The 23999-nt window shown below is 54.3% G+C and carries 15 protein-coding genes; 7 read left to right on the plus strand and 8 right to left on the minus strand.

Translation table 11 applies throughout. The features are described from left to right. Positions 1-318 precede the first annotated feature (318 nt). From HCZ99_RS02950 to HCZ99_RS02965, 4 genes are all read left to right on the plus strand, one after another. The gene (locus HCZ99_RS02950; RefSeq protein ID WP_167445352.1) at positions 319-1557 is read left to right on the plus strand and encodes an ammonium transporter; all 1239 of its coding nucleotides are present in this window, start codon (positions 319-321) and stop codon (positions 1555-1557) included. Between the two features lie 225 nt (positions 1558-1782). Then, the gene (locus tag HCZ99_RS02955; protein WP_167445353.1) at positions 1783-2973 is read left to right on the plus strand and encodes an aminotransferase class I/II-fold pyridoxal phosphate-dependent enzyme; all 1191 of its coding nucleotides are present in this window, start codon (positions 1783-1785) and stop codon (positions 2971-2973) included. 118 nt (positions 2974-3091) lie between these two features. Then, positions 3092-5554, plus strand: a complete 2463-nt coding sequence (locus HCZ99_RS02960; RefSeq protein WP_167445354.1) for a DNA translocase FtsK — start codon at positions 3092-3094, stop codon at positions 5552-5554. A gap of 290 nt (positions 5555-5844) precedes the next feature. Next, positions 5845-7536: a methyl-accepting chemotaxis protein gene (locus HCZ99_RS02965; RefSeq protein ID WP_167445355.1), complete on the plus strand. Its 1692-nt coding sequence runs from the start codon at positions 5845-5847 to the stop codon at positions 7534-7536. Between the two features lie 84 nt (positions 7537-7620). Here the strand turns inward: HCZ99_RS02965 and trxA are convergent, their stop codons facing one another. The 6 genes from trxA to tsaE form a co-directional block, all read right to left on the minus strand. Then, positions 7621-7941, minus strand: a complete 321-nt coding sequence (trxA, locus tag HCZ99_RS02970; RefSeq protein WP_167445356.1) for a thioredoxin TrxA — start codon at positions 7939-7941, stop codon at positions 7621-7623. A 161-nt stretch (positions 7942-8102) separates the two neighbouring features. Further along, complete coding sequence (gene addA / locus HCZ99_RS02975; RefSeq protein ID WP_167445357.1) at positions 8103-11570, minus strand: double-strand break repair helicase AddA; 3468 nt, start codon at positions 11568-11570, stop codon at positions 8103-8105. Next, positions 11567-14761 carry a double-strand break repair protein AddB gene (addB, locus tag HCZ99_RS02980; protein WP_167445358.1) on the minus strand — a complete coding sequence of 1065 codons (3195 nt, stop codon included), beginning with the start codon at positions 14759-14761 and terminating at the stop codon, positions 11567-11569. Before addB ends, addA begins: the two co-directional genes overlap by 4 nt. Continuing rightward, complete coding sequence (locus tag HCZ99_RS02985; RefSeq protein WP_167445359.1) at positions 14761-15522, minus strand: nucleotidyltransferase family protein; 762 nt, start codon at positions 15520-15522, stop codon at positions 14761-14763. The genes addB and HCZ99_RS02985 overlap by 1 nt, the downstream gene beginning before the upstream one ends. After that, a complete protein-coding gene (locus tag HCZ99_RS02990; RefSeq protein ID WP_167445360.1) occupies positions 15519-16637 on the minus strand; it encodes an aminoglycoside phosphotransferase family protein in 1119 nt (372 codons plus the stop codon). Before HCZ99_RS02990 ends, HCZ99_RS02985 begins: the two co-directional genes overlap by 4 nt. Next, complete coding sequence (tsaE, locus tag HCZ99_RS02995; protein WP_167445361.1) at positions 16634-17128, minus strand: tRNA (adenosine(37)-N6)-threonylcarbamoyltransferase complex ATPase subunit type 1 TsaE; 495 nt, start codon at positions 17126-17128, stop codon at positions 16634-16636. The genes HCZ99_RS02990 and tsaE overlap by 4 nt, the downstream gene beginning before the upstream one ends. A gap of 264 nt (positions 17129-17392) precedes the next feature. Between tsaE and HCZ99_RS03000 the strand changes: the two genes are divergently transcribed. Together HCZ99_RS03000 and HCZ99_RS03005 are read left to right on the plus strand one after the other, a co-directional pair. Continuing rightward, positions 17393-18415 carry an NAD(P)/FAD-dependent oxidoreductase gene (locus tag HCZ99_RS03000; protein ID WP_167445362.1) on the plus strand — a complete coding sequence of 341 codons (1023 nt, stop codon included), beginning with the start codon at positions 17393-17395 and terminating at the stop codon, positions 18413-18415. A gap of 267 nt (positions 18416-18682) precedes the next feature. Further along, the gene (locus HCZ99_RS03005) at positions 18683-18955 is read left to right on the plus strand and encodes a hypothetical protein (protein WP_167445363.1); all 273 of its coding nucleotides are present in this window, start codon (positions 18683-18685) and stop codon (positions 18953-18955) included. 18 nt (positions 18956-18973) lie between these two features. Here the strand turns inward: HCZ99_RS03005 and HCZ99_RS03010 are convergent, their stop codons facing one another. Next, positions 18974-19435 (minus strand): heme-degrading domain-containing protein, encoded by a 462-nt coding sequence (locus tag HCZ99_RS03010; protein ID WP_167445364.1) that lies wholly within the window; start codon positions 19433-19435, stop codon positions 18974-18976. 159 nt (positions 19436-19594) lie between these two features. Continuing rightward, positions 19595-21400, minus strand: a complete 1806-nt coding sequence (gene lepA, locus HCZ99_RS03015) for a translation elongation factor 4 (RefSeq protein ID WP_167445365.1) — start codon at positions 21398-21400, stop codon at positions 19595-19597. Between the two features lie 564 nt (positions 21401-21964). Between lepA and HCZ99_RS03020 the strand changes: the two genes are divergently transcribed. Then, positions 21965-23965 carry a sensor histidine kinase gene (locus HCZ99_RS03020; protein WP_254869407.1) on the plus strand — a complete coding sequence of 667 codons (2001 nt, stop codon included), beginning with the start codon at positions 21965-21967 and terminating at the stop codon, positions 23963-23965. Positions 23966-23999: the final 34 nt, after the last annotated feature.

A 23999-nucleotide genomic window follows, 5' to 3' on the forward strand; every position in this document is an offset into this window, starting at 1 on the left:
TGCCGTGTTTAACGGTTCCCGGACCATCAAATCAAAGACCCGTCGGGATTTTCCCCGGCGGGTCTTTTTTGTTTCTGTGCTGCCTTTTTGGGCAGCAATTTGTTCATTGCAAAGGCAAAACCAGTTTTCCACCGAAACATCCCCCACGTCATTGCATCGTCACCAAAAGCATCCTTGCCCTTACAAGATTAAGGCCTTTGAACAGTTCAAAACCCCGTTGGCACGGAAATTGATCTTGGCTGCTCCGAACCAGAGTTCGGCTGCCCCGGCAAGACCGAACCGAGAGGAAACGCTTTTAAATAAACGGGGGGATGCCTTATGGAGGCTTTCCAAACTGCCTCGGACGTGTTTTTCGTCCTGATGGGCGCCATTATGGTGCTTGCGATGCATGCCGGTTTTGCCTTTCTTGAAGTTGGCACCGTGCGCAAAAAGAATCAGGTCAATGCACTGGTTAAAATCATTGTCGATTTTGCCGTTTCAACGATTGCCTATTTCTTTGTCGGATATAGCGTCGCGTACGGCGTTGATTTTTTCGCCAATGCCAACGTGCTTTCCGGTTCTGCCATGATCGATGGACTGCACCCATTTTCGTCAAGCGGCTATGACTTGGTTAAGTTCTTTTTCCTGCTGACATTTGCTGCCGCCATTCCCGCGATTATTTCGGGCGGCATTGCCGAACGCGCACGTTTTTATCCACAGCTTTTCGCCACCGCCATTCTGGTTGGCCTGTGTTATCCGCTGTTTGAAGGACTGGTCTGGAACAATAATTTCGGTTTTCAGGACCTGATTACCGCAACCTTTGGTGCGCCGTTCCACGATTTTGCCGGATCAATTGTGGTGCATGCCGTGGGCGGCTGGATCGCCCTTGGCGCGGTTATTTGCCTTGGTGTGCGGCGCGGCAGATATCGCAAATCAGGCGAACTTATTGGTATCCCCCCATCAAACATCCCGTTTCTTGCCCTTGGGTCGTGGGTTTTATGCGTTGGCTGGTTTGGCTTTAATGTGATGTCGGCCCAATCGGTTAACGGGATCACCGGCCTTGTTGCCGTCAATTCGTTAATGGCGATGGTTGGTGGTATTTTGACGGCCTTGGTGGCCGGTCGAAATGATCCGGGCTTCGTGCATAACGGGGCCTTGGCCGGATTGGTTGCGGTTTGCGCCGGGTCGGATGTGATGCACCCAATTGGCGCATTGATCACCGGCGGACTTGCCGGACTTTTATTTGTCTGGGGCTTTAATCAGTGCCAGGCGAAATGGAAAATTGATGACGTGCTTGGTGTGTGGCCGCTGCACGGCATGTGCGGCCTTTTGGGCGGCATTGCATGTGGTGTCTTTGGGCTTGAGGCCCTTGGCGGTATGGGCGGCGTTTCATTTGGCGCCCAGATTGTCGGGTCGCTGTGTGGGATTGTCTTTGCAGGCGTTTCTGGGTTTGTCGTTTATGGCGTCTTAAAGAAAACCATCGGTATCCGCCTGTCAGAAGAAGACGAATTTGCCGGTGCGGATGTGTCCGTGCATAAAATCAGCGCCTATCCAGAGGATGACCTGCGCGCAAGCTAGGCACAGAAGCCTTAACCATCACAACAAAATCACCTGCCCGGAAAGCGCGCCTTTCCGGGCTTTTTACGTTCTGGTGGCGGTTCTCTTAAATGTTTCTTTGCACTTTTGGCATAGGGGTAAAGTTGGGCGCAGACCCTGGGGAATTTACCCATACATGATGACAACGGCTCCATCGCACGGTGATCGCACGGTGAGGGCACAGACCAAGCTGGATTGACGATAACCATGTTTAACGAACGCCTTGATCAATTGCCTGCTTATCCATTTCCACGGTTGGCGGCCTTGCTTGACGGTATTGAACCCGGTCAATCCCCGCTGATCATGTCGATCGGAGAGCCGCAGCACACCCCACCTGCGATGATCACCGATGCGATGGTGAAACATGCCGCCCTTTGGCATAAATATCCGCCAGGTGCGGGCACGCCAGAACTGCGCAGCGCGATTAAAAACTGGCTGGATCGTCGCTATAGCCTGCCGACCGATATGCTGGACCGCGATGATCATATTCTGCCCGTGGCGGGAACGCGCGAAGCATTGTATCTGATTGCGACCACTGTCATCCCACAAGATACCAACGGCCCAAAACCCAAGGTCCTGCTGCCCAATCCGTTTTATCAGGTCTATTGCGGGGCGGCTGTTCTTAATGATGCGGAAATGGTGCCGTTGGCGGCGAGTCCTGAAAATGGTTTTCTGCCCGATCTTGATCAGATCGATCCTGAGACCCTTGATGCATGCAGCTTATTTTTCCTGTGCTCCCCAGCCAATCCGCAAGGGTCAATCGCATCGCCTGATTATTTGAAACGCATCATTGCCCTTGCCCGCAAACATGATTTCGTGTTGGCGATGGATGAATGCTACGCCGATATTTTTGACACCACCGCACCGGTTGGCGCGCTTGAAATCTGTGCTTCGCAGGGTGGCAACATGGACAATGTCCTTGTGTTTCATAGCTTGTCCAAACGGTCCAGCGCACCGGGATTGCGATCAGGATTTGTTGCCGGGGATGCCAAGATCATCAAACGGTTTAATGACCTGCGCAGTTATTGCTCCGCGACCATGCCGATGCCGATCATGGCCGCATCGGTTGATCTTTGGAACGACGACGCCCACGCGGAAGAAAACCGTGATTTGTACCGGGCCAAAATCGACATCGCCGAAGAAATCTTTGGCAATCGGTTTGGCTTTTACCGCCCGCCGGGTGGCTTTTTCCTGTGGCTGGATGTCGGCGATGACGAGGCCGCGACCAAGAAAATCTGGCAAGAAGCCGGGGTTAAGGTCATTCCGGGCAGTTATCTGTCGATCACCGACGCCGATGGGAATAACCCGGGCAAACAATTTATCCGTATTGCGCTGGTCCATGATTTGGCAACCACGCGCGACGGGCTGACACGCATTGCAAAGGCGCTGGAAAGCTAACGCGGATTAGCGCCGCCATTGCGGTCGCCGGACGAACCGACAGACCGATCACACCGATCACACCGATCAGACGCACGAATATAACCGCAACCAGAACCCAACCAGTACGGACACCCAGATGAGCAGTCAGTCAAACATTCTTGGAACCGCTTTCATGCCCGGCAGCCTTGTCATGCTGCTGAAACGAAGCGGTTTACGGATTTGCGGTCTTGGACTGGTTGCACTGGCGGTGATCTTATTCATCATGCTGATCGGTTTCCATCCCGGTGACCCGTCCTTTAACCATGCCAGTGATCGGGCAACATTGTTTAACCCGCTGGGCGTTGTTGGCGCCTATAGCGCAGATTTGATGTTACGCACCCTTGGTCTGGCGTCAGCACTACTTACCGTATTGCTGCTGGGTTGGGGCATGCGTCTGATTGCGGTTAAACCATTTAACTGGATGTGGTTGCGCTTCCTTGTCCTGCCGCTGGCGCTGTTGCTGGTGGCGGTATCGGCGGCGGCCATCGAACCGGGCATGCATTGGCCTTTGACGGTTGGTCTTGGCGGTTTTGCGGGTGATTTGCTGCTGTCAAAACTGCAATCTGGTTTTGCTGCGATTGGCATCCCAGGTGCGCGTGCCCTCATTGCCCTGACGTCAATGTTGCTGGGCATGGGGCTGACCATTTTTTGCATGGCCTATTCGCTGTCCGATTGGGCGCGTCTTGGTGGGATTCTTGCCTTTGCCAGCGGCAAAGTTGTTTCGGGCATCCGGGCTGTGATCCCTGGATCGAGCAACGATGAACCGGGCACCAAACGGGCCGCACGGGCACGTCAAGAACCATCCATGGATCAGGCTGGCAAGTCCAAACTGGGTTCGGCGATTTCAACCCGACGGTCTGAGCCCGCAACCGATCAGGGTAATGACGATGACGGGTATCACGAACTTGATGATGATGTAGACCACGAACCACCGGTCCATATCGTTGCCGCGCCGGCTGCAAAGCTGCAGCCTAGCGAAAAGGCATCTGCGCAGCGCCAAGCATCGTTTGACCTTGGATCCGAAGAATACCGTTTCCCGCCGCTTGATCTGCTGCATGAGCCTGATCCAGCCGATGCAACCCAAATTGATCAGGAAGCACTGGCGCAAAATGCCCGTCTTTTGGAAACCGTTCTTCAGGACTTTGGCGTTAAGGGTGAAATCGTTCAGGTTCGTCCCGGCCCTGTGGTGACCTTGTACGAACTTGAACCGGCCGCCGGGGTGAAATCATCGCGCGTTATTGGTTTGGCCGATGATATTGCCCGTTCCATGAGTGCGATTGCCGCACGTGTTGCCGTTGTGCCGGGCCGCAACGTCATCGGGATTGAATTGCCAAACGCACGGCGTGAAACCGTGCATCTGCATGAAATTCTGGCTTCGAGCGATTTTGAAAAGAATCCCGGCAAGCTGAATATGAGCTTGGGCAAGGATATTGGCGGTACGCCGGTTATTGCCGATCTTTCGAAAATGCCGCACTTGCTGATCGCCGGGACCACCGGGTCGGGTAAATCGGTTGGTGTGAACGCAATGATCTTATCGTTGCTTTATCGCCTGCGGCCCGAAGAATGCCGCTTCATCATGATCGATCCGAAAATGTTGGAACTGTCGATTTATGACGGTATTCCACATCTTTTGACCCCGGTTGTGACCGATCCGCATAAGGCCGTTGTCGCCCTGAAATGGGCGGTGCGTGAAATGGAAGATCGCTATCGCGCGATGAGCCAAGTCGGCGTGCGTAACATTGCGGGCTACAACAAACGTATCAAGGAAGCCGCCGCCAAGGGCGAACAACTGACCCGTCGTGTTCAAACCGGGTTTGATCCAGAAACCGGCAAACCGATCTTTGAAGATCAGGAACTGCCGATGGAGCCGCTGCCGTTTATCGTTGTGATTGTCGATGAGATGGCCGACTTGATGTTGGTGGCGGGTAAAGATGTTGAAGCATCGATCCAGCGCCTGGCACAAATGGCCCGTGCGGCCGGTCTTCACCTGATCATGGCAACCCAGCGTCCATCGGTTGACGTCATTACCGGTACGATTAAGGCCAACTTCCCGACACGTATTTCTTACTCTGTGACGTCGAAAATCGATTCGCGTACGATCTTGGGCGAAATGGGGGCGGAGCAGCTTCTGGGGCAAGGTGATATGCTCTATATGGGCCAAGGCGGCCGTCTGCAGCGTGTCCATGGCCCGTTTGTGTCCGATGAAGAAGTCGAAAGCATCGTCAAACACCTGCGTGATCAGGGCGACCCGGCCTATCTCGACACTGTTACCGAAGAACCCGAAGAAGACCCGGTTGCGGCCTATATGGCGGGCGGGAATGCCGGTTCTGGCGGCGGAAATGGGTCCGATGATGATTTGTACAATCAGGCAGTTGGCATCGTCCTGCGCGAGAAAAAGGCATCAACCAGCTTTATCCAGCGCAAACTTTCGATCGGCTATAACCGCGCAGCACGCATCATCGAACAGATGGAAGAAAACGGTGTTGTTTCGGCCGCCAACCATGTCGGCAAGCGTGAAGTGCTGATGGAAAACATGGACGGCTCCCCGTACGAATATTAGGTCCGGGACGACCTTTTTTACACGACAGACTCAGCCCATCCCAAGACGACATTTCCAATGCGAAATGTCGTCTTCTGGTATGCGCACATACATCCACAAGTTGAATTTAGAAAAGGAATTTACCTTTTAACTGTTTTAATTCAACAGCTTATCTACAAGAATAGGCTTCTTGTTCGCGGTTTGGCATAGATCAAGGCATTTCAATGCCCGGAAGATTTATATCTGCATCAATTCTTATATGCACAAATGGCAGGATATACTTGCCATGTATATTTAAGGTGGGGTGTCTTATGAAACTTTCGAACTATTCGCTCGCGTGGAAGTTGCGCGGTGTCATGATCCTGACGGCGCTGGCGTTGGTGTCTCTTTCGGTTACAAACTTGCTGTCGCTTCACCAAACCATGACGGACGACCGCAAAGTGAGTTTGCAATATGTTGTCGATCAGTCTGTTTCGGTGATCAACAGCTATAGCCAGAAAGCAAAATCAGGCGACCTTTCGCAGGAAGAAGCGCAGGAACAGGCACTTTCGGTCCTTAAAAGCCAGCGATATGACAACGGAAATTATGTTTTCGTTCTGAGCAAAAATAATGACCAGACCGTCATGCATCCGACGAACCCGCAACTTATCGGTAAAAGACTTGATACCGTTAAGGATCCAAATGGCGATCCTATTTTGCGCCACCTTGTCGAAGCGGCATCGAAAGACCCCAAGGGCGGTTTTGTTCATTATGTCTGGGACAAGCCCAGCACCAAACAGGTTGAACCCAAAATTTCCTATGCGCGGGCGACCAATGATTGGGGATGGGTCGTTGCCACCGGCGCCTATGTTGATGACATCAACGATGCGTTTTGGGCCGGTGCGCGCATCGACATCTTGATGACGGTTGCCCTGTTTTTGGTGATCTTGGCACTTGCGATTGCCATTGAACGTTCGACAACCGCCCCGATGCGCTCGATTACGGCGGCGATCAATCAGCTTGCAGCGGGGGATTTGTCTGCCCGTGCGCAAGGGGCCGATCGCAAGGACGAAATCGGTGATCTTGCCCACGCATTTGAAGTTTTCCGTGCCAATCTTGAAAAATCGGAAGCCATGCGTGCCGAACAAGAAGCTGCCAATCAGGCCCAGCTTGATCGCGCGAACAAAATTGATCAGCGAATCAAAGAGTTTGAACAGGATGTAGAAGGCAACCTGACCTTTGTGAACGCTGCTGTTGCGCAACTGCGCAGTACCGCAAGCAGTATGGCGGAACAATCCGATCATACGGCGTCGCAGGCAACAAACGTGGCTGCAGCGACCGAACAGGCCGCCACCAACGTTGATACGGTTGCGTCTGCCGCCGAACAGCTTGCTGCTGCGATTGACGAAATCACCGCACAGGTCACAAGAAGTTCGGACATTGCACAATCGGGCTCGACCGAGGCTGATGAAGCCACTGCCATCTTTAGCGAGCTGGGCGATGCGTCGGATAAAATTGGTGAAGTTGTTCAACTGATCCAATCAATTGCCGAACAGACCAACCTTTTGGCCCTGAACGCGACGATTGAAGCCGCACGCGCAGGCGATGCAGGCAAAGGTTTTGCCGTGGTTGCCGCCGAGGTCAAAAACCTTGCCAATCAAACCACCCGCGCAACCGAAGAAATCGCGGGCCAAATCAACGGCATTCAGGATTCCACCCAAAATGCACTTGGGGCGATTGAACATCTGTCTGGTCGCATGAAGGAACTGAATGAAGTTGCCGGTGGTATTGCCGCAGCCGTTAGCGAACAAGATGCCGCAACCGGTGAAATTGCGCGCAACGTATCTGAGGCCGCCACGGGGACCAAGGAAGTTGCCCACAACGTTGTCGGGCTTCGTCAGTCGGCAGAGGAAGAGCGCGAAGCTTCTGGACAGGTTTTGACCGCTTCAAACGGCCTTGGCGATAAATCCCAAGCCCTTTTGGGACAGATCAAACAGTTCCTGTCTGACATTCGGGCCGCGTAAATCGCGAAACGAGATAGACACCTTACAAAAAAAAGGCGGGCTGAATTTCAGCCCGCCTTTTTAAATTCTGGTCTGATCAAACGATCAGATCGACTGGTTGATCCAATCAACCAATGCGCTTTTTGGCAATGCGCCAACTTTCATTGCAGCCACTTCGCCGCCCTTGAAGATCATCAGGGTCGGGATACCGCGCACACCGTATTTCGCCGGTGTATTCGGGTTTTCGTCAATGTTGACTTTGGCGATCTTGAGTTTGCCATCAAGTTCGGTGGCAATTTCATCAAGATACGGCGCAATCTGTTTGCACGGACCGCACCATTCAGCCCAGAAATCGACGAGGACTGCTGCGTCTGAGTTCAGAACGTCGCCCTCAAACGAGCCATCGGAAACTTTAATCGTGGTCATGCTTTCAGTATCCTAGTTGTTACGAGGCATCAGGGTTTCCCCCGCCAACCTCGATCCGCTATATGGGCCCAAGGTAGGCAGCACCGACGCAAACGTCAAGCGCATTGGGCGTTGGTGCTTTATCTTGTTCGCCAGAAATCATGCCAACCGCAGAGTCGCATCTACTGACCAAATGTCAGAATATGGTCGGGAAGCTCCACCATCCAGGGGCCATTGGTCCATAAGATAAAGCATCTGACAGTCTTGCCCGGATACATCTGACGCAGGGCGGCGCGATATATCGACATCTGACGTCGGTAGGCCTTTGGTGTGCCATCGACATCACGCGGCGGCGGCCGATTGGTTTTATAATCGACAATCATGACTTCGTCATCGCGCACGACAAGCCGGTCAATCTGCGCCGAGACAACATCCCCACCGACGACCCCAACCAACGGCACCTCGGCACGTGACCCGGCTGCAAATACCGGAGCAAAATCGGGATTTTCAAAAATCCGCAGGGTTTCTTCGGCAATTTCCGCCTGCTGATCTGGTTCAAGACCATGGACCGATTGCGCCAAGAACCGCTCCGCCGCGGCATGGCGTGCCGCGACCGGAAGGTCGGGCAGCAATTCCAGCAGTTTGTGGATCAACAGACCACGTTTGAAGCTTTGCCCCTGATCGCCGCCCAATGGCGATTGGAACACTTCGTCTTCTTCGATCATTTTGCTTGGTGCCAGCGGTTTTGGCGGGAAGACTTCTTGCGGTGCCACCGCCCGGATCAAACTGTGCTGACTGGTGCGTTTTTCGGTGGTGTCTTCTTCTGGCCGGTCGGCTTTGGGGGCCTGACTTTGATCGGTTTCCCAAACCCAGCCCTCTCCGCCCCAGCCAGACGGGGAATAGGCGCCCAGATCAAGCTGTTTGGACTTGGCATAGCCTTCCATTGCTTGTTGGCACAGATTGTACCAGCAATGCTCTGGCGGCTTGCGGCGGCCTTGCCATCCACAGATATAAAGCCGGTCTTCCGCGCGGGTCAGCGCGACATACAGCAATCGGTTGTATTCCTGATCGCGTTTGACGGCGATGGCATCGCGCAGCCGCGAGACAACATCGGTTTCCAGTGCGACGCGCGGCAACCAGAACATCAAATTACGGTCTTCTTGCCAAAACAGGTTCGGCGCCTGTGTCGGGACCTGCATGGTGTCGGGCAAAAAGACGATGGGGGCCTGAAGGCCCTTGGCCCCGTGCACAGTCATGATGCGGACTTCATCGCGACCGCTTTGTTCAAGGTCACGCTTAATTTCGGCATCACCGGCCATCAACCAATGCAAGAACCCTTGCAAGGTCGGGGCATGATCGGCCTCATACCCCATCGCAAGGTTTAGGAATTCATCAATGGGGTCATTGGCCTCAATGCCCAGACGCCCGACCAGGCGGGCACGCACGCCGCGCGCATCTTCGCCCCGCCCACCAAGCAATTCGGCAAACAGTTCAAACGGGCGTTCATAATCCACCCGACCCAACCATTTGAACAAAAAGGCATAAGCGCGCGCAAAGGGTGAGCCGTCTTCAACAAGAGCAGCCTTTTCACGCAGCGCATGCCAAAGGGTTCTGGGCCGATTATGGGCAATTTCAAACAACTGATCGTCATCAAGCCCAATCAACGGACTTTTCAGCACCTCGGCCAAGGTCAGGTCATCTTCGGGCATTAGCAAGAAACGACCAAATGCCACCAAATCCATCACGGCAAGCTGATCGGTGATTTGCATACGGTCAACACCGGCAACCGGTACGTTTCGTTCTTTCAGCGCCTTAACAACTTCGTCGACAAAGGCGGTACGACGGCGCACCAAAATCATAAAGTCACCGGCACGCACCGGACGCCCACGCGATGTCAGGGTTTCCTGTGCGTCAATCGCATGGCGAATACGCCCGGCAATGACGCGGGCCAATCTGATTTCCGGGTCTTCAAGGCGGACAATCCGGGTGGGTGGCGTCCATGGGTCTTCGGGTGGGCGTTCTTCGGGTTCGACTGCGGGCCAAAGTTCAATCCGGCCAGCCTGCCCGACACGAAACGGACTATGAAGCACATCCGCGCCATCATCCCCAACCCCCTGTTTGGCGATGGGGCCCGCAAAGACACGGTCGACCGTCCCCAAAACCGCATCTGTGGATCGGAAGGAGATGTTCATCGGAACTTCGCGCCAAGCAGCTTCGATTTGTTGGGCACGTTCGCGGAAATAACGCCGCATTTCGGCGAATTTTTCCGGATCGGCGCGCTGGAAGCTGTAAATCGATTGTTTCGCATCCCCCACCGCAAAGATGGTGCGCGGTTTATCGGCATGACGCCCGGCATCGATAAAGAATTCTTCGGCCAGAATACGCACCACTTCCCATTGTTCGGGGTTGGTGTCCTGTGCTTCGTCAATCAGGATATGATCAAGGCCTTCGTCAAGTTTGAACAAGACCCACCCGGCAATCCCGGCCTGGCGTTGCAAAAGGTTCAAACTGGTCAGGATAAGATCATCGTAATCAAGGCGGGCATGCAGGGCCTTTTTCGTTGCATACCGATCAAGCATCGCATTGCCAATCGTGATCAACGCCCCGGTGGCCCCGGCCATTGCAGCCGCCTTACGCTGGCGGTCGACTTCGATCAGACGCGCACCTTCTTGTTCAAGCGCATCGGCCCCCACGGGATGGTTTTCCGCCGCCCCCTTGGTGATCAATTTGGCGCGCGGTTCACCCGCAGCCGTAAAGAACACACTGCGATAATCGCCAAACACCGAAAGGCGGTCTTCGACTGTGGTTTTTTCCAAAAACTGCGCCAATGCTGGCACACGTGCCTGATCGGTTTTCGTTCCGGCCTCAAGTGCGGCAAGCCCGCGCATCAGCCCGTCGCGGTCAAAGGCATCATCAGACAACGCTTTGCGCAGGACCGCGTCATCGGTCAAACCAACCGGCACGCCAAGGGCGGCATAAACCGCATCGCGCATGCGATTGGCCCCGCCAAGATTGGTCAGCATGCGTTTCAGACGGCCGCGTTCACGGGCAAGTTCGCTCATGACCTCGCCAAATGCGCCTTCGCGGACCTGTGCGGTCACCACCGAAAGCGCATCAGCCAATTCTTGGTCACGGCCATTTCGGGCAAAGGCCAGGACTTCTTCCTGCACGGCGGCCATGGTTTCCGCCGCGGTCCGGTCATCCATGATTTCAAAATGTGGGGCCAGGCCAGCTTCAAGCGGGAAGCGCCGCAACAAAGATTGGCAAAAGGCATGAATGGTTTGAATTTTCATGCCACCGGGCGCATCCAAGACCCGCGCGAACAGTTGGCGTGCGCGCATGGTTTCATCACCACTGGGGGCCGTGCCCGCAAGATTGGTCAGATCATCATGAAGGTCGCGATCCTCCATCGTGGCCCACCGGCCCAAACGTTCATTGACGCGGTTCGACATTTCAGCCGCGGCGGCCTTGGTAAAGGTCAGACACAAAATGCGATGGGGTTCGGTGCCCGATAACATCTGACGCAACACCCGGTCCGACAGAACCTTGGTTTTCCCGGCCCCGGCCGATGCCGACACCCAAACCGATGCCATTGGATCAGACGCATTGCGTTGCAGGACATTGGGATCTGTACCGCGGATATCGGTCATGGTTTATCCCCTTTATGCACAGCAGAGTTTGCCTTGGTGTTCGCGCGATCATCCGCGCTGTTGCCACCTTCGCGCACCTCAGCATCCTCGACATCTTCGCTGCCCATCCATTCGCGCAGGCGTGCCAGATGGACGTAATCGGAATATTTCGGGGCGTGATCGGGATGGGGCACACTTAGATACGGTGTTGCTGGATCCGCAAAGGCCGCCGCCAAATCATTCACCCCGTCCACGGCCTCGTGGGCGAGTTCGGCAGGTGTGGTTTTCATGCGCTTGGTATTAATTTCGACAATCTCGCCCGCCGGGTCACCGCCCGACAATTTCCAAAACGCCATTGAGGCCGGTGGGCCAGCCGGTACATCGCCAAAGCCCCCCTTTTCGGCAATGGCAGCTTCGAGTGGTAATTGCGGTGCAAAGCCGTTTGCCACATCCCCCTGACTGGGCGGGGCGCCGGTTTTGTAATCAATGATCGCAATCCCGCCATCGCGCAGCAGATCAATCCGGTCTGCACGGGCGTAAACCTGAAAACCACTTGGCGTATCAAGGGTGCCTGATTGTTCGGTATGGGATTTGCGCACATCATCACGACGGGCGGCCTCGGTTTGGATGAACCATTTGGCAATCCGTTCGAAACGCGGCCACCAGAACGCCCAAAGCCCCGGACGGGCGGCCAAGGGTTTGAAAACCTCGCGGCCAATGATCAGGAGTTCATGTTCACCGTCGGGCGGCAAATGATCAGGATGTCGGGCGATGAATTGATCAAGCGCGTCATGGATCAAGTTGCCGTAATCGGCGGCACCGGGATCCTCGTCGACACCATCAAGTTTGCGCAACCCCAAAATATGCCGCGCATAGATCGCATAGGGATCGCGCATCCATGTTTCAATTTGGGTAACCGACAGACGTTGCGGACGGGCGGAAACAGGTGGCTTGGGCGACGGGCGGCCAATTTTAAGGCGCATTTCGTCGGCGGGTTCATCAAGTGTTTCGGCCAATGCGCGCCATTCGGCGGCGTCGGCGGTTTCCATGGAAACGCCCGATTTTCGCAGAATGTTTTCAATCCGTAACAACCAACGAGATGGCACGGTTGGGGTGCCTTCGACACGCAGTGCACGGGTCATCACCACATTGGGCGAACAAAACAGTTGTTGGAAATCGTGGGCCGATTGCCCGACCCGGTGTTCAGGGGCAGGCAAACCAAAATTGCGTCGCATCGGGCGGCTCATCCATGGGTCGGCGCCGGCTTCGGGGGGCCAGACACCTTCGTTCAGGCCACCAAGGATGGTCAGGTCAGCTTGCTGCATCTGGGCTTCGACCGTCCCCCAGATAAACAGGCGCGGATGCTTACCATAGCGCGGGCGTACCGCACGGTCCGCCATAAGCGCATCCAAAAACGCGCCATATCGATTGCCGGGCATTGGTACAAACTCACCCAATGCATTGAGCAATTCGTGCACAAAATCCGCCAAGGCTTCGCCCGCTTCGCCACGCCACAGACGGTCGGCACCGGGTTGCGTATCGCTTGCGGCAAGGGCTTCGGCGGCGATGATGTGACTGCGCAGTGCACCGACCGGCGACAGTGTTTTATCGCCGTTCAAATCCGAAAGCGGGTTAAGGCATTCCGCACAGCGCGCAACCAGATCGGTCAAACGCGCGTGGTCATCACGAGTGCGTTCAATCCGGGCATGGGCATGCGGCGCCCCACTGTCTTTCATGCGTTCGATAAATTCATCGCGCCAGCCATCAAGGGCGGTTTGCAAACCATCCAATCCCGGCCCCGGACGTGCCCCACGCAAAACATTCTGTTCAAGAAGACGGGTCAGCACACGGAAGGTTTCCGGCGACAGCCCCGCCGCCGACAAAGGATGTTTAAGCAGTTCCAACAACGGCACGGGTGCGAATTCTTCTTGGACGGCGCGCACCACAAGGCGCAGATAAATCGCCGGTGCCGTGTCATGCAGCGGGATCCCGGCCGAGTCATCAATTTCAACTTCCCAGCGGCGTAGTTCGGTTGCCACACGTCGCGCAAGCCCACGATCAGGGGTGACCAGCGCACAGGTCATGCCAGGATTTTCCAAGGCTTCGCGCATCATCACGGCAATCGTGGTGGCTTCTTCGCGCGCACCCGAACAATCGACACGCAGCACGCCATCCAAAACATCGGGGACGAAGCCGGTAATGTGGCGCCAATGGTGGGTGGTTTTGGCCGGGCGCAGGGCTTCGCGGGCCAGACGGCGACGTTCGATGGTGACGTTATTATCCATCGCCAACGCCGGCCATGGCAGAACGCTCTCGGCACTGCGTCCGATATGGCGCAATGTCTTGCCCAAAAGATGCTGGGGATGGGCGGCGTCATCCTGGATCGCGGACCAGTCTTCGTGGCTTAACCCGGTCATGAGGCCGGGCAGAACCACCCGGCCCTTTGGCATCGCAAGGACAGCGCCCATTAAATCGCGCAATGCTGGAAACGGCCCGGTGGAGCCGACGATCAGAACCGGGGTTTGGGGTGTATTTTCCTGCCAAAGTTCAATTTGCGCCTTGATCAATGCGTTGCGACGCATGGCCCGGTCACTGACTTCTTGGGTGGCCAGAATGTCAGGCCAATGCAGGGTCAGGATTTGCAGAAACTCTAACGTCAACTGCCAATGTTCGGCGAATTCTTCGGGGACCAGGCCCTTAAGATCAGAAAACTGGCAGTTTTCAGTTTGCACCTGATCAAGGAATCGGGCCAGCTCGCCCGCCAGACGGGCGGCCTGATCGGCTGTTGGCTTTTCATCGCGGTGATTGGGCCGGTTCATAATCAGGCGGGTCAGCAGCAATTTGCGCTGTAAATCAGGAATAGCCGGCGGCAGATCAAGGGCCGCTTGCTGCCCGCCCGCACCATAAACAGCCAATTCATCTTCGTCGGCCTCGCCAAGGGGGCGAATGGTCGGCAGCAACGTGACCGCCCCACCCGACTGACGCAGGAAGGCATCGCGCATCACCTTGGCCGACCGACGGTTGGGCACCATCAGGACGTAATCAGGCAGCGCATCGGGCTGATCGGCGGTTTCGGCCATCAGCTGTTTGGCAATCAGATCGGCAAATGCCACGCCGGGCGGAATGAAAAACAGGTTTTCGGGGTTCGCCATTTCGTCAGGAAATGGGGCAAACGGGGAAGGCTCGTCCATATAATCAAATAGGTCGGCCATTATACCTCCCCACGGGTTGCCTGTTTTGCGCGTTCATCTTTTAGGGCATCCGCAATTAACGGCTCAGCCGCGTTCAAGGCTTCTGGTGTGCCGATATGGAAATGCCGCCCATCATGGATCAAACCATAACACCGGCCCGCCGAAAGGGCCTTGTCGTAAACAACATTAAGCGAAAACGACCCGTCAGGCGTGTTTTCAAACAAGCGCGGTGAGAGAATCTGCACACCGGTAAAAAAATAAGGTGCGGATGGTGCATCGCCACGGCGTTTTAAACGACCATCAACCTGCCAAAAGAAATCCCCGGCCCCGTCATAGCCAAACGCCCCTGACACCGGGTAAAGGGCCAAAAGCGCGTCCATATGGTCGGGATCAAATGCGCCGATCAAACGATCAAAAAGCGGTTCGGCGCCTTCGGTCCAAAACACATCAGCATTGGCGACCAGTACCGCATCACGGTCTAGCATCGGCAGGGCTTTTTTCACCCCGCCGCCGGTTTCCAAAAGATCGGCTTCGGGGGATGTTAGAACCTTGGGCGCGCTGCGCGTTCCGACATGATCAACAATCATCTGGCCCAGATAGTGGCTGTTGACCACCGCCTGATCAAACCCGGCATCGGCCAGTTTATCGAGCACATGATCCAGCATCGGTTTGCCTGCAACCGGCACAAGTGGCTTTGGCATTTTATCGGTAATTGGGCGCATACGTTTGCCAAGACCAGCGGCCAAAACCATTGCCTGTGCTGTGTGGGTGCTGCCGGTCATTGGGACGCCTTTTCGTTTGATTGCGGTGATTGAAGGGTCGGGGCGGTTCGCGCATCTGCCGGAATGTGGGTTTCGACCCAATCACGCAAGGCGGGCAAACCGTCCGCCGCCCCGCGCAGGATCACGTCCCAGCAGCGCGGAATGAAATCGAAATAGCGGGTTTTCCCGGCCTTGATCGCAAGCCAGCCAAACCGCCCTAAAATCCGGAAATTACGCACCATCGAATTGGCGACATAGGCCGTTTCGAAATCGGAATGATCTATATTGGGGAAGGCTGCCAGATAAAACTGTTTCATCCGGCTTTCCAAATCCGGGCTGATATCATGGCGGACATCGCGCAAAAGAGACACCAGATCATAGGGGCGCGTGGCAACGGCCGCGTCTTGGAAATCAATGATGCCGCAATCATCCCCGCCATCGCCGTTTTCGACCAGCATCAGGTTATCCACATGATAATCGCGGTGAATAATCGCATCCCCCACCTGCCAACAGAGCGGTAAAACATCATCAAGCAAACGGTCAAAATCATCCATCGCAGCCGCGCGTTTTTGCGGATCGGCAAGGATTAGGGGCAGGTAATCGGTTTTAAAACTGCCCAGCATACGCCGAAGGTTTTCCGGGCCATACGTAACCAAGCCGCAATCGGCCATCGCGCCATCGTCACAGAACCGATGCAGGGTGATTAACTGATCAACCGCGCGCAGATAAAGGCCATCTTGGCCAACCCCGTCCATCCTGCCCCCCGCCTGTAGGGCATTGGTAAAGGTGACATCGCCAAAATCCTCGATCAGGGCAAGACCGCGTTTGACATCGGACGCATAAATTTCCGGTACGCGCCATCCTGCGCGGTAAAACAGTTCCGTGGTTTGCAAGACCGGTTCAATAGATGCGGGACGTTCGGGATTTTCATAAATACCGTGCGGATCGACATGGATCGCACTGGGTGGGAAATCCATCAAAAGGGCTGTGTCATGTTTGCGTTCAAGCCGGAAATATTTCCGCGCCGACGCATCATCAACCAGCGGCATAACCTGCGCAGTTTGCCAGCCACATGCGCCCAAGAAATCCTGACGATCGGCATTGCGACGTACTTGTTCGGGTGTTGCACGGGTCATTGTTGCGCCCTCGACAGTGCGCCATCATCGTTCAAGTTTTCAATCCGGGTTTGCCAATCAGCCCCATGGGGTTCAAGGACAAACACCCGCGCATCGGGGTTTGGACCGGGTTCGATATGAATATCAAGCCGGTTTTCCGGGGTCAGATATTCCAACCGGTCGGGCCATTCGATCAAGCTGATGGCATCGGCAAAGGCATCTTCGATATCAAGTTCATGCACTTCTTCGGGATCAGACAAGCGATAGAGATCAAAATGCCATACCGGCAGCGGATCAAGCTCGTAAATTTGGACCAAGGTAAAGGTCGGGCTTGGGACTTCTTCATGCGGGTTATTGGCGACGGCGCGCACGAAGGCGCGGCAAAACGCGCTTTTGCCCATGCCAAGCGTGCCATGCATCAAAATCACATCCCCGGCCTTGGCGGTGGATGCAAGCGTTGCGGCAAGGGCTTCGGTCCCGTTTTGATCGCTGACAGCGACTTTCTTGCTCATGATGTCCGTTTATCGGTTGGCAAATGGGTAATGTGTGATGTCATCTTATCCCCTTTTGTAGGGGGTGAAGTGACCCGTTCGCAATGATTTTACGCGATCAGGGTCAAGGTCACACCAAAAGCGGGCAAAGACAGCAAAATTGGCCGGTTTACGTTGCGGTATTGCGCCCCAAATGCTATTTCGCCAATGTTCGTTTTCCCGCTGATCGCCGGGTTAAGGGTCTGGACCAAGACCCGAATTCGATATTATTTGGATGGAATAGACATGTCAGACGCCTCAACCAGCACAGATATTGCCATTATTGGCGCAGGCCCCGTTGGGCTTTTTGCGGTTTTCGAAGCCGGTATGCTGGGGCTTAAATCCCATGTGATTGATGCGCTTGAAATGGTCGGCGGCCAGTGCAGCGCGCTGTATCCGGAAAAACCGATCTTTGATATTCCGGCCCATCCGCAAATCGCAGGTCAGGACCTGATTGATCAGCTTGCCAAACAGGCCGCCCCGTTTGAGCCGACCTACCATTTGGGTCAGCAGGTCATCAAATTGGAAAAGCGCGATGATGGCCGGTTCACCTTGGAAACCAGCACAGGCACCGTGATCGATGCCGGTGCGGTGGTCATTGCCGCGGGCTGCGGCGCGTTTGGCCCGAACAAACCCCCGATGGAAGGCCTTGAGGATTATGAAGGTTCCGGTGGGGTTCAGTATTACGTCAAACGCCGCGTTGATTTTGCTGGCAAAAAGGTTGTGATTGCCGGTGGCGGGGACTCGGCCGTGGATTGGGCATTGTCGCTGCATGACATTGCCGAAAAGGTCATGGTTGTCCATCGCCGCCCGAAATTCCGTGCCGCCCCAGACAGCAGTGCCAAACTGCAAGCATTGGCCGATGCGGGTAAGATCGAAATGGTCATCCCTTATCAGCTTAAAAGCCTTAAGGGTGAAAACGGCGTTCTATCCCACGTGGTTGTCGCGACCCTTAAAGGCGAAGAGCGCGAACTTGAAGCCGATCATCTTTTGCCGTTCTTTGGCCTTGCCATGGAATTGGGTCCGATTGCCGATTGGGGTCTTAACCTTGATAAAAGCCATATCGGGGTCAAACAGGCGACGATGGAAACATCAGTACCGGGCATTTTCGCCATTGGCGACATTGCGACCTATGAGCACAAGCTTAAGCTGATCCTGTCGGGCTTTGCAGAGGGTGCGAGCGCAATCCATGCTGCACGTTCCTACCTGTTCCCGGACAAGGAATTCCACTTCGAATACTCGACCACGACGGGCGTTCCGAACGAATAAGCCAAACGCATTTCACAAAGCGCACCGCGCCGCGACCATGCCCTATTTTAGGGGATATCGTTGCGGCGCGGTGCGCTTTGTTGCATCTGGTGGGCAGTTGATACCAAAGGGGCGATGACAGCTTCCCATCACCACCAGTCCTCGCCGTTCCCTTATCTTTGGGGCTTACCTTGGGGCCTTACCACTGGCCCTTACGGCGCATTCATGTCAGGCTGCAATTTCCACTTAAAGTCGAAATTTGCACACACCATCCAAAGGGGGCCTTTCATGAGCGACCAAAGTCAAGATACCCAAGAAAAACCCAGCCGTGTTTCGAACATGCAGAAGCTTATTCTTTTCGGATCTGGCACGTTGCTGCTGGGGACTTTGCTGATGATGGTGACGTTTCAGACCGCCCTTAACATGATGATGACCGGCCGATCTGGCGGTAGCTTTATGGTGGTGATTGGCACAGCCGTCGCCATTGGCCTTTTGGTGGCCGGTTCGACCATCATTTCAAAATGGGTATCGCATAAAGTGCAGGCGATCTTAAACGAATAGACCGGTGTTTGGCCGAATTCAGCGCGCATCGACCTTTAAAAACGCACTAAGCACATCAATGATCATGCCGTGATCCTCGGCCGATGCAAGACCCGATACGGTGATTGCCCCGATAACCCCCCCCCCCTTAACCCGGATCGGGAAACTGCCGCCGTGATCGGCATAATCGGCAAAATCAATGCCGTGATCGGCCAAGGTTTTGCCCTGCGCGCGAAGTTCGGCCCCAAAGCGCATTGAACTTTGATGTTCGCGTAAAACCAAATTGCTTTTGCGTTGTGCCCACGCATCATTTGCGGGCTTGGCGCCGGGCAAAGACGCATGAAACAGGGTGCGATCCGGGGTGCGGATGTTAATCGCAACGGCTGCGTTTTGTGATTTTGCCACCCCAACCAGTTTGGTGCCGATATCCCATGCGGTGTCTTCGTCAAAGCGATCAAACACCAGTGTTTCTTCCTGTTTGATCAGAAGATCGAGTTCCATGACGGGCTCCTGCGGTTAACGGCATGCGTGGCGGATGGTGGATTACCAAGGATCAATCATTATCCCAACAACGATGCCGCGCAAAGCGGCAAAGAAAAAAGGCTGCGTCCCAGTGGGATGCAGCCTTTATTTCGATATCGAAACTTCGGAAATCTCAGCTTATTTATCGTCGCCCATCTTAAGCGCATTGATAAAGGCCGATTGTGGGATTTCCACCTTGCCGAACTGACGCATCTTTTTCTTACCGGCCTTCTGTTTTTCCAGAAGTTTACGTTTACGCGAAACGTCACCGCCGTAACATTTTGCGGTCACGTCTTTGCGCATTGCCGATACAGTTTCACGGGCAATCACACGGCCGCCAATTGCGGCCTGAATGGCAACCTTAAACATCTGGCGCGGGATCAGGTCCTTAAGACGCTTACAAATCTCGCGACCGCGGAATTCAGCTGCCGAACGGTGAACCATCAATGCCAGTGCATCGACCGGTTCTTCGTTGACCAGAATGGATACCTTAACCAGATCACTTTCGTCATAGCCGGCAATTTCATAGTCAAAGCTGGCATAGCCGCGCGAAATGGATTTCAGACGGTCATAGAAATCAAACACCACTTCGTTAAGCGGCAATTTATAGACCACCATCGCACGATTCCCGACATAGGTCAGGTCAAGCTGAACACCACGACGTTCGGTACAAAGTGTTAGAATCCCACCAAGATAATCGTCGGGAACCATGATGGATGCCTTGATCCAAGGTTCTTCGATCTTGGCGATTTTGGTGACATCAGGGAAATCTGCCGGGTTATGCAGCAGGATTTCTTCGCCCTTGCTCATGGTGATCTTATAGGACACCGACGGCGCTGTGGTGATCAGATCAAGTTCGAACTCGCGCTCTAGACGTTCCTGAATAATTTCAAGATGCAGCAAGCCCAAGAAACCACAGCGGAAGCCAAGGCCCAAAGCAGTTGAGTTTTCCGGCTCGAACATGAAGGATGCGTCGTTAAGGTGCAGCTTTTCAAGCGCATCACGCAGCGTTTCATATTCGCTGGTATCAACCGGGAAAATGCCACAGAACACCACCGGAATGGACGGTTTGAAACCGGCCAATGGTTTTGCACACGGGCGTTTTTCTTCGGTAATGGTGTCACCGACTTCGCATTCGGCAACGGTTTTCATACCGCAATTGATAAAGCCGACTTCACCCGGACCCATTTCTTCAAGCGCGATTGGTTTTGGTGTGAACACCCCAACGCGATCAATGGTGTGGGTAACTTTGGCATTCATAAACCGGACCTTCTGGCCCTTTTTAAGCGTACCTTGCTTAACGCGGACCAAAATCATCACGCCAAGATATGCATCATACCAACTATCAACCAGCAGAACCTCAAGCGGTGCGGTTGCGTCCCCTGTCGGTGCCGGAAGTCGGTTTACCAGTGCTTCAAGCACATCTGGAACACCAAGGCCGGTTTTGGCCGAAATCATCACCGCGTCTTGGGCATCAATGCCAATCACTTCTTCGATCTGTTCTTTGACACGGTCGGGTTCTGCGGCGGGCAGATCGACCTTATTCAAAACAGGTACGATTTCGTGATTGTTTTCGATTGCCTGATAGACGTTTGCCAATGTCTGGGCTTCTACGCCCTGTGCGGCATCGACCACCAAAAGCGATCCTTCGCACGCAGCAAGAGAGCGCGACACTTCATAGGCAAAGTCAACGTGACCCGGCGTATCCATCAGGTTGAGCGTATATTCCTGCCCATCCTTGGCGGTGTATTTCAGTCGCACGGCCTGTGATTTAATGGTGATGCCACGTTCGCGTTCGATATCCATCGAATCAAGAACCTGCTCGGCCATTTCACGATCGGTCAGACCGCCAGTCAACTGGATCAGACGATCGGCCAGGGTGGATTTACCGTGGTCGATATGGGCGATGATCGAAAAATTACGAATATGCTTAAGATCGGTCATTTTGGCTGCTTCTGGCACTAAAGTTGGCACGCATTCGGCCAAGGGGCAAAATAATTCGAAACGCTGTGATTGCCGTTGTCTGACTGCTGCGGAACCCGTCATCTTGTTGGTTCAACCCAAAGCTTTCACCCCGGTCTGCACGCCATATTGTGGCAGCGACTCTGAGGTAAAACGCACCGTTAAACGGTGGCGTCCTCATGGGAAAACCCGCGATACGTGATCCGCGCAGCAATCAGGAAATTGATCAAACAATTTCCCGGATCAATCACCAGCGGGTTTATAGGGGTTTTTGCGTTCAAATAGAAGCGTTGTGTTGCAATTGACGCCCATCAGGCTTTTGCATGCGCCAAATTGGGCATCGACAACGCATTTTCTTGGGCGTTACATACGATTTAGATCATCTACCTGCTTTTCAACCAGCCAAAAAGAACATAGGTTTTAAACCTATCCGTACCAATTCAGCCGGGCAAAGCTGACATCAAAGCCGCGAAACGCCGAGTGGGAACGCCAGACAACATGTTCATGACCTCAATCGAGACAACATTGTCTCGCCGTAGCTTAGGAATGCTGCGCAAAAGGCTGGCGCTTCTGACCCTGACAGGCGTTTTCGTCCTGCTGTTTTCGTTCTTTTTCATCCAGAAAACGCTGTATGACAGTGCGGTCGATCATGCGCGTAGCCAAGTCGAAGCCACGGTGTACCGTCTGGGGCTGGTGATGCTGCAACACAGCAGTGTGGACCTGCAAAAAATCGTTGGAAACAACGAAGACATCACTGTCGGCCTACTCAATAACAACTTTGAGCAAATTGACGGGCAAGTTCCACTGCATCTGATTGGCGACCTGGTCGAATATATCGGCAGGCAAACACAAGATCGCAATTCCATGCTGTGCGTGCATGGCCAGCAGGTGATGATTTTGGCCTACAGCCGCCTGCCGGAGCTTGATCGGATTGTCGTCGGATATACCCCACGATCAACATTGATGGAAAGCTGGCGCGAAGCGATCATTTTACACGTGCTTTTATTTGCCATCGCGATGTTTATTCTGTGCGGGTTGGCGATCTGGCTTTGGCAACGTCTTAAGCGCCAACATGTGCGCGCAGCCCACCTTGCCGATCATTTCAGCGATACGGAAAACGCGCTTTCAGAATGTGGCTGTGCGGTAATTAGCTGGCCGGTCGAAACGGCCGATGGACGTCTGGTCACGCAAATGAACTGGCCTGAAATTCTGGGCCCGGCCAATGAAGACATCGAACCCCTGTTAACCGAGTTCCTTGACCGCTTAACGCCGCCATCCTTGGCAAAACTGCGTGGACCACTGATTGATAATATCTGGCCAGATGCACGGATCGGGGCGATGGTCGATATGCAAATCGAGGCCAACCGTACCCAACGGTTTTACCTGATGGCGCATCGGTTCACGGAAAATGAACGTGATTACATTTCCGTGCTGCTGCTTGAAACCGCCGCACAACAGGAACTTTGCCATCCGTTTGAAACCTATTTACGCCACACCCCAGAACCATCGATTGCGGTTGATACCGATGGCATCTTGCAAGGGTTCAGCCCGGCATTTGAAGAACTGGTAGGCACGCGTCTTTATAACCTGATCGGACAACCATTTTTCAAACTGTTTGAGCCCGAAGACCAGCAAATCGCCATGGCATCGGCGCGCATTCATCGCGAAAAACGCCAATCAGACGGTACCAAGCAAATCCTGCGACTGCGTGATCGCCATGACAATGTCCGTTGGCTTTCGTGGCATGCCATCGGTCCATTTGATGGCATGACCTTTAGCAGTGCACGCGATGTGACGGAATTTGTCGAAAACGCCAATAAGCTGCGCGATACGCTTGACCAACTTAAACGCAGCAACGAAGACCTTGAACAGTTTGCCTATGTCGCATCCCACGATTTGCAACAGCCGTTGCGCATGGTCGCAAGCTATACCCAGCTTCTAAAACGGCGATATGCGGGTACACTGGATCAGGAAGCAGACGAATATATCGATTATGCCGTCGATGGTGCAAAACGCATGCACAAGCTGATCAGCCATCTTTTGGAATATGCAAAAACCGGCACCAATCAAGATTACAGCATGGTTGATTGTAATCAGGTCCTGAACGAAGCCCAAGCGGATCTGAAAACGATCATTTCCCAAGAACAGGCCACCATCACCCATAACGAATTGCCCAACCTGATGGGCAACCGCATCGGTCTTTCGCGGCTGTTCCAGAACCTGTTATCCAATGCGATCAAATACCGTCGCCCAGGGGTGCCGCCCCATATCGACATCACGGTTGAACCCGATACCCCGTCTGGCGATTTCTGGCGATTTTCGGTCCGTGATAATGGCATTGGCATTCACCCGGAACATGCGCAGCGTATTTTCCGCCTGTTCCAGCGCCTGCATAAGGATGAGTTTACCGGCACCGGTCTTGGGCTTTCTATGTGTCGGAAAATCGTCGAACAGCATGGCGGTAAAATCTGGCTGGATACCACCCGCCCGATCACAAGCCCGGGTGCGACATTTATCTTTACGCTGCGCGCCAATCGGTCTGAATAACCCCACACATATTCACGCCTGAAATGGCAAGCAT

The sequence above is a fragment of the Thalassospira lucentensis genome (genome assembly GCF_011806425.1).
Lineage (GTDB): Bacteria > Pseudomonadota > Alphaproteobacteria > Rhodospirillales > Thalassospiraceae > Thalassospira > Thalassospira lucentensis_B.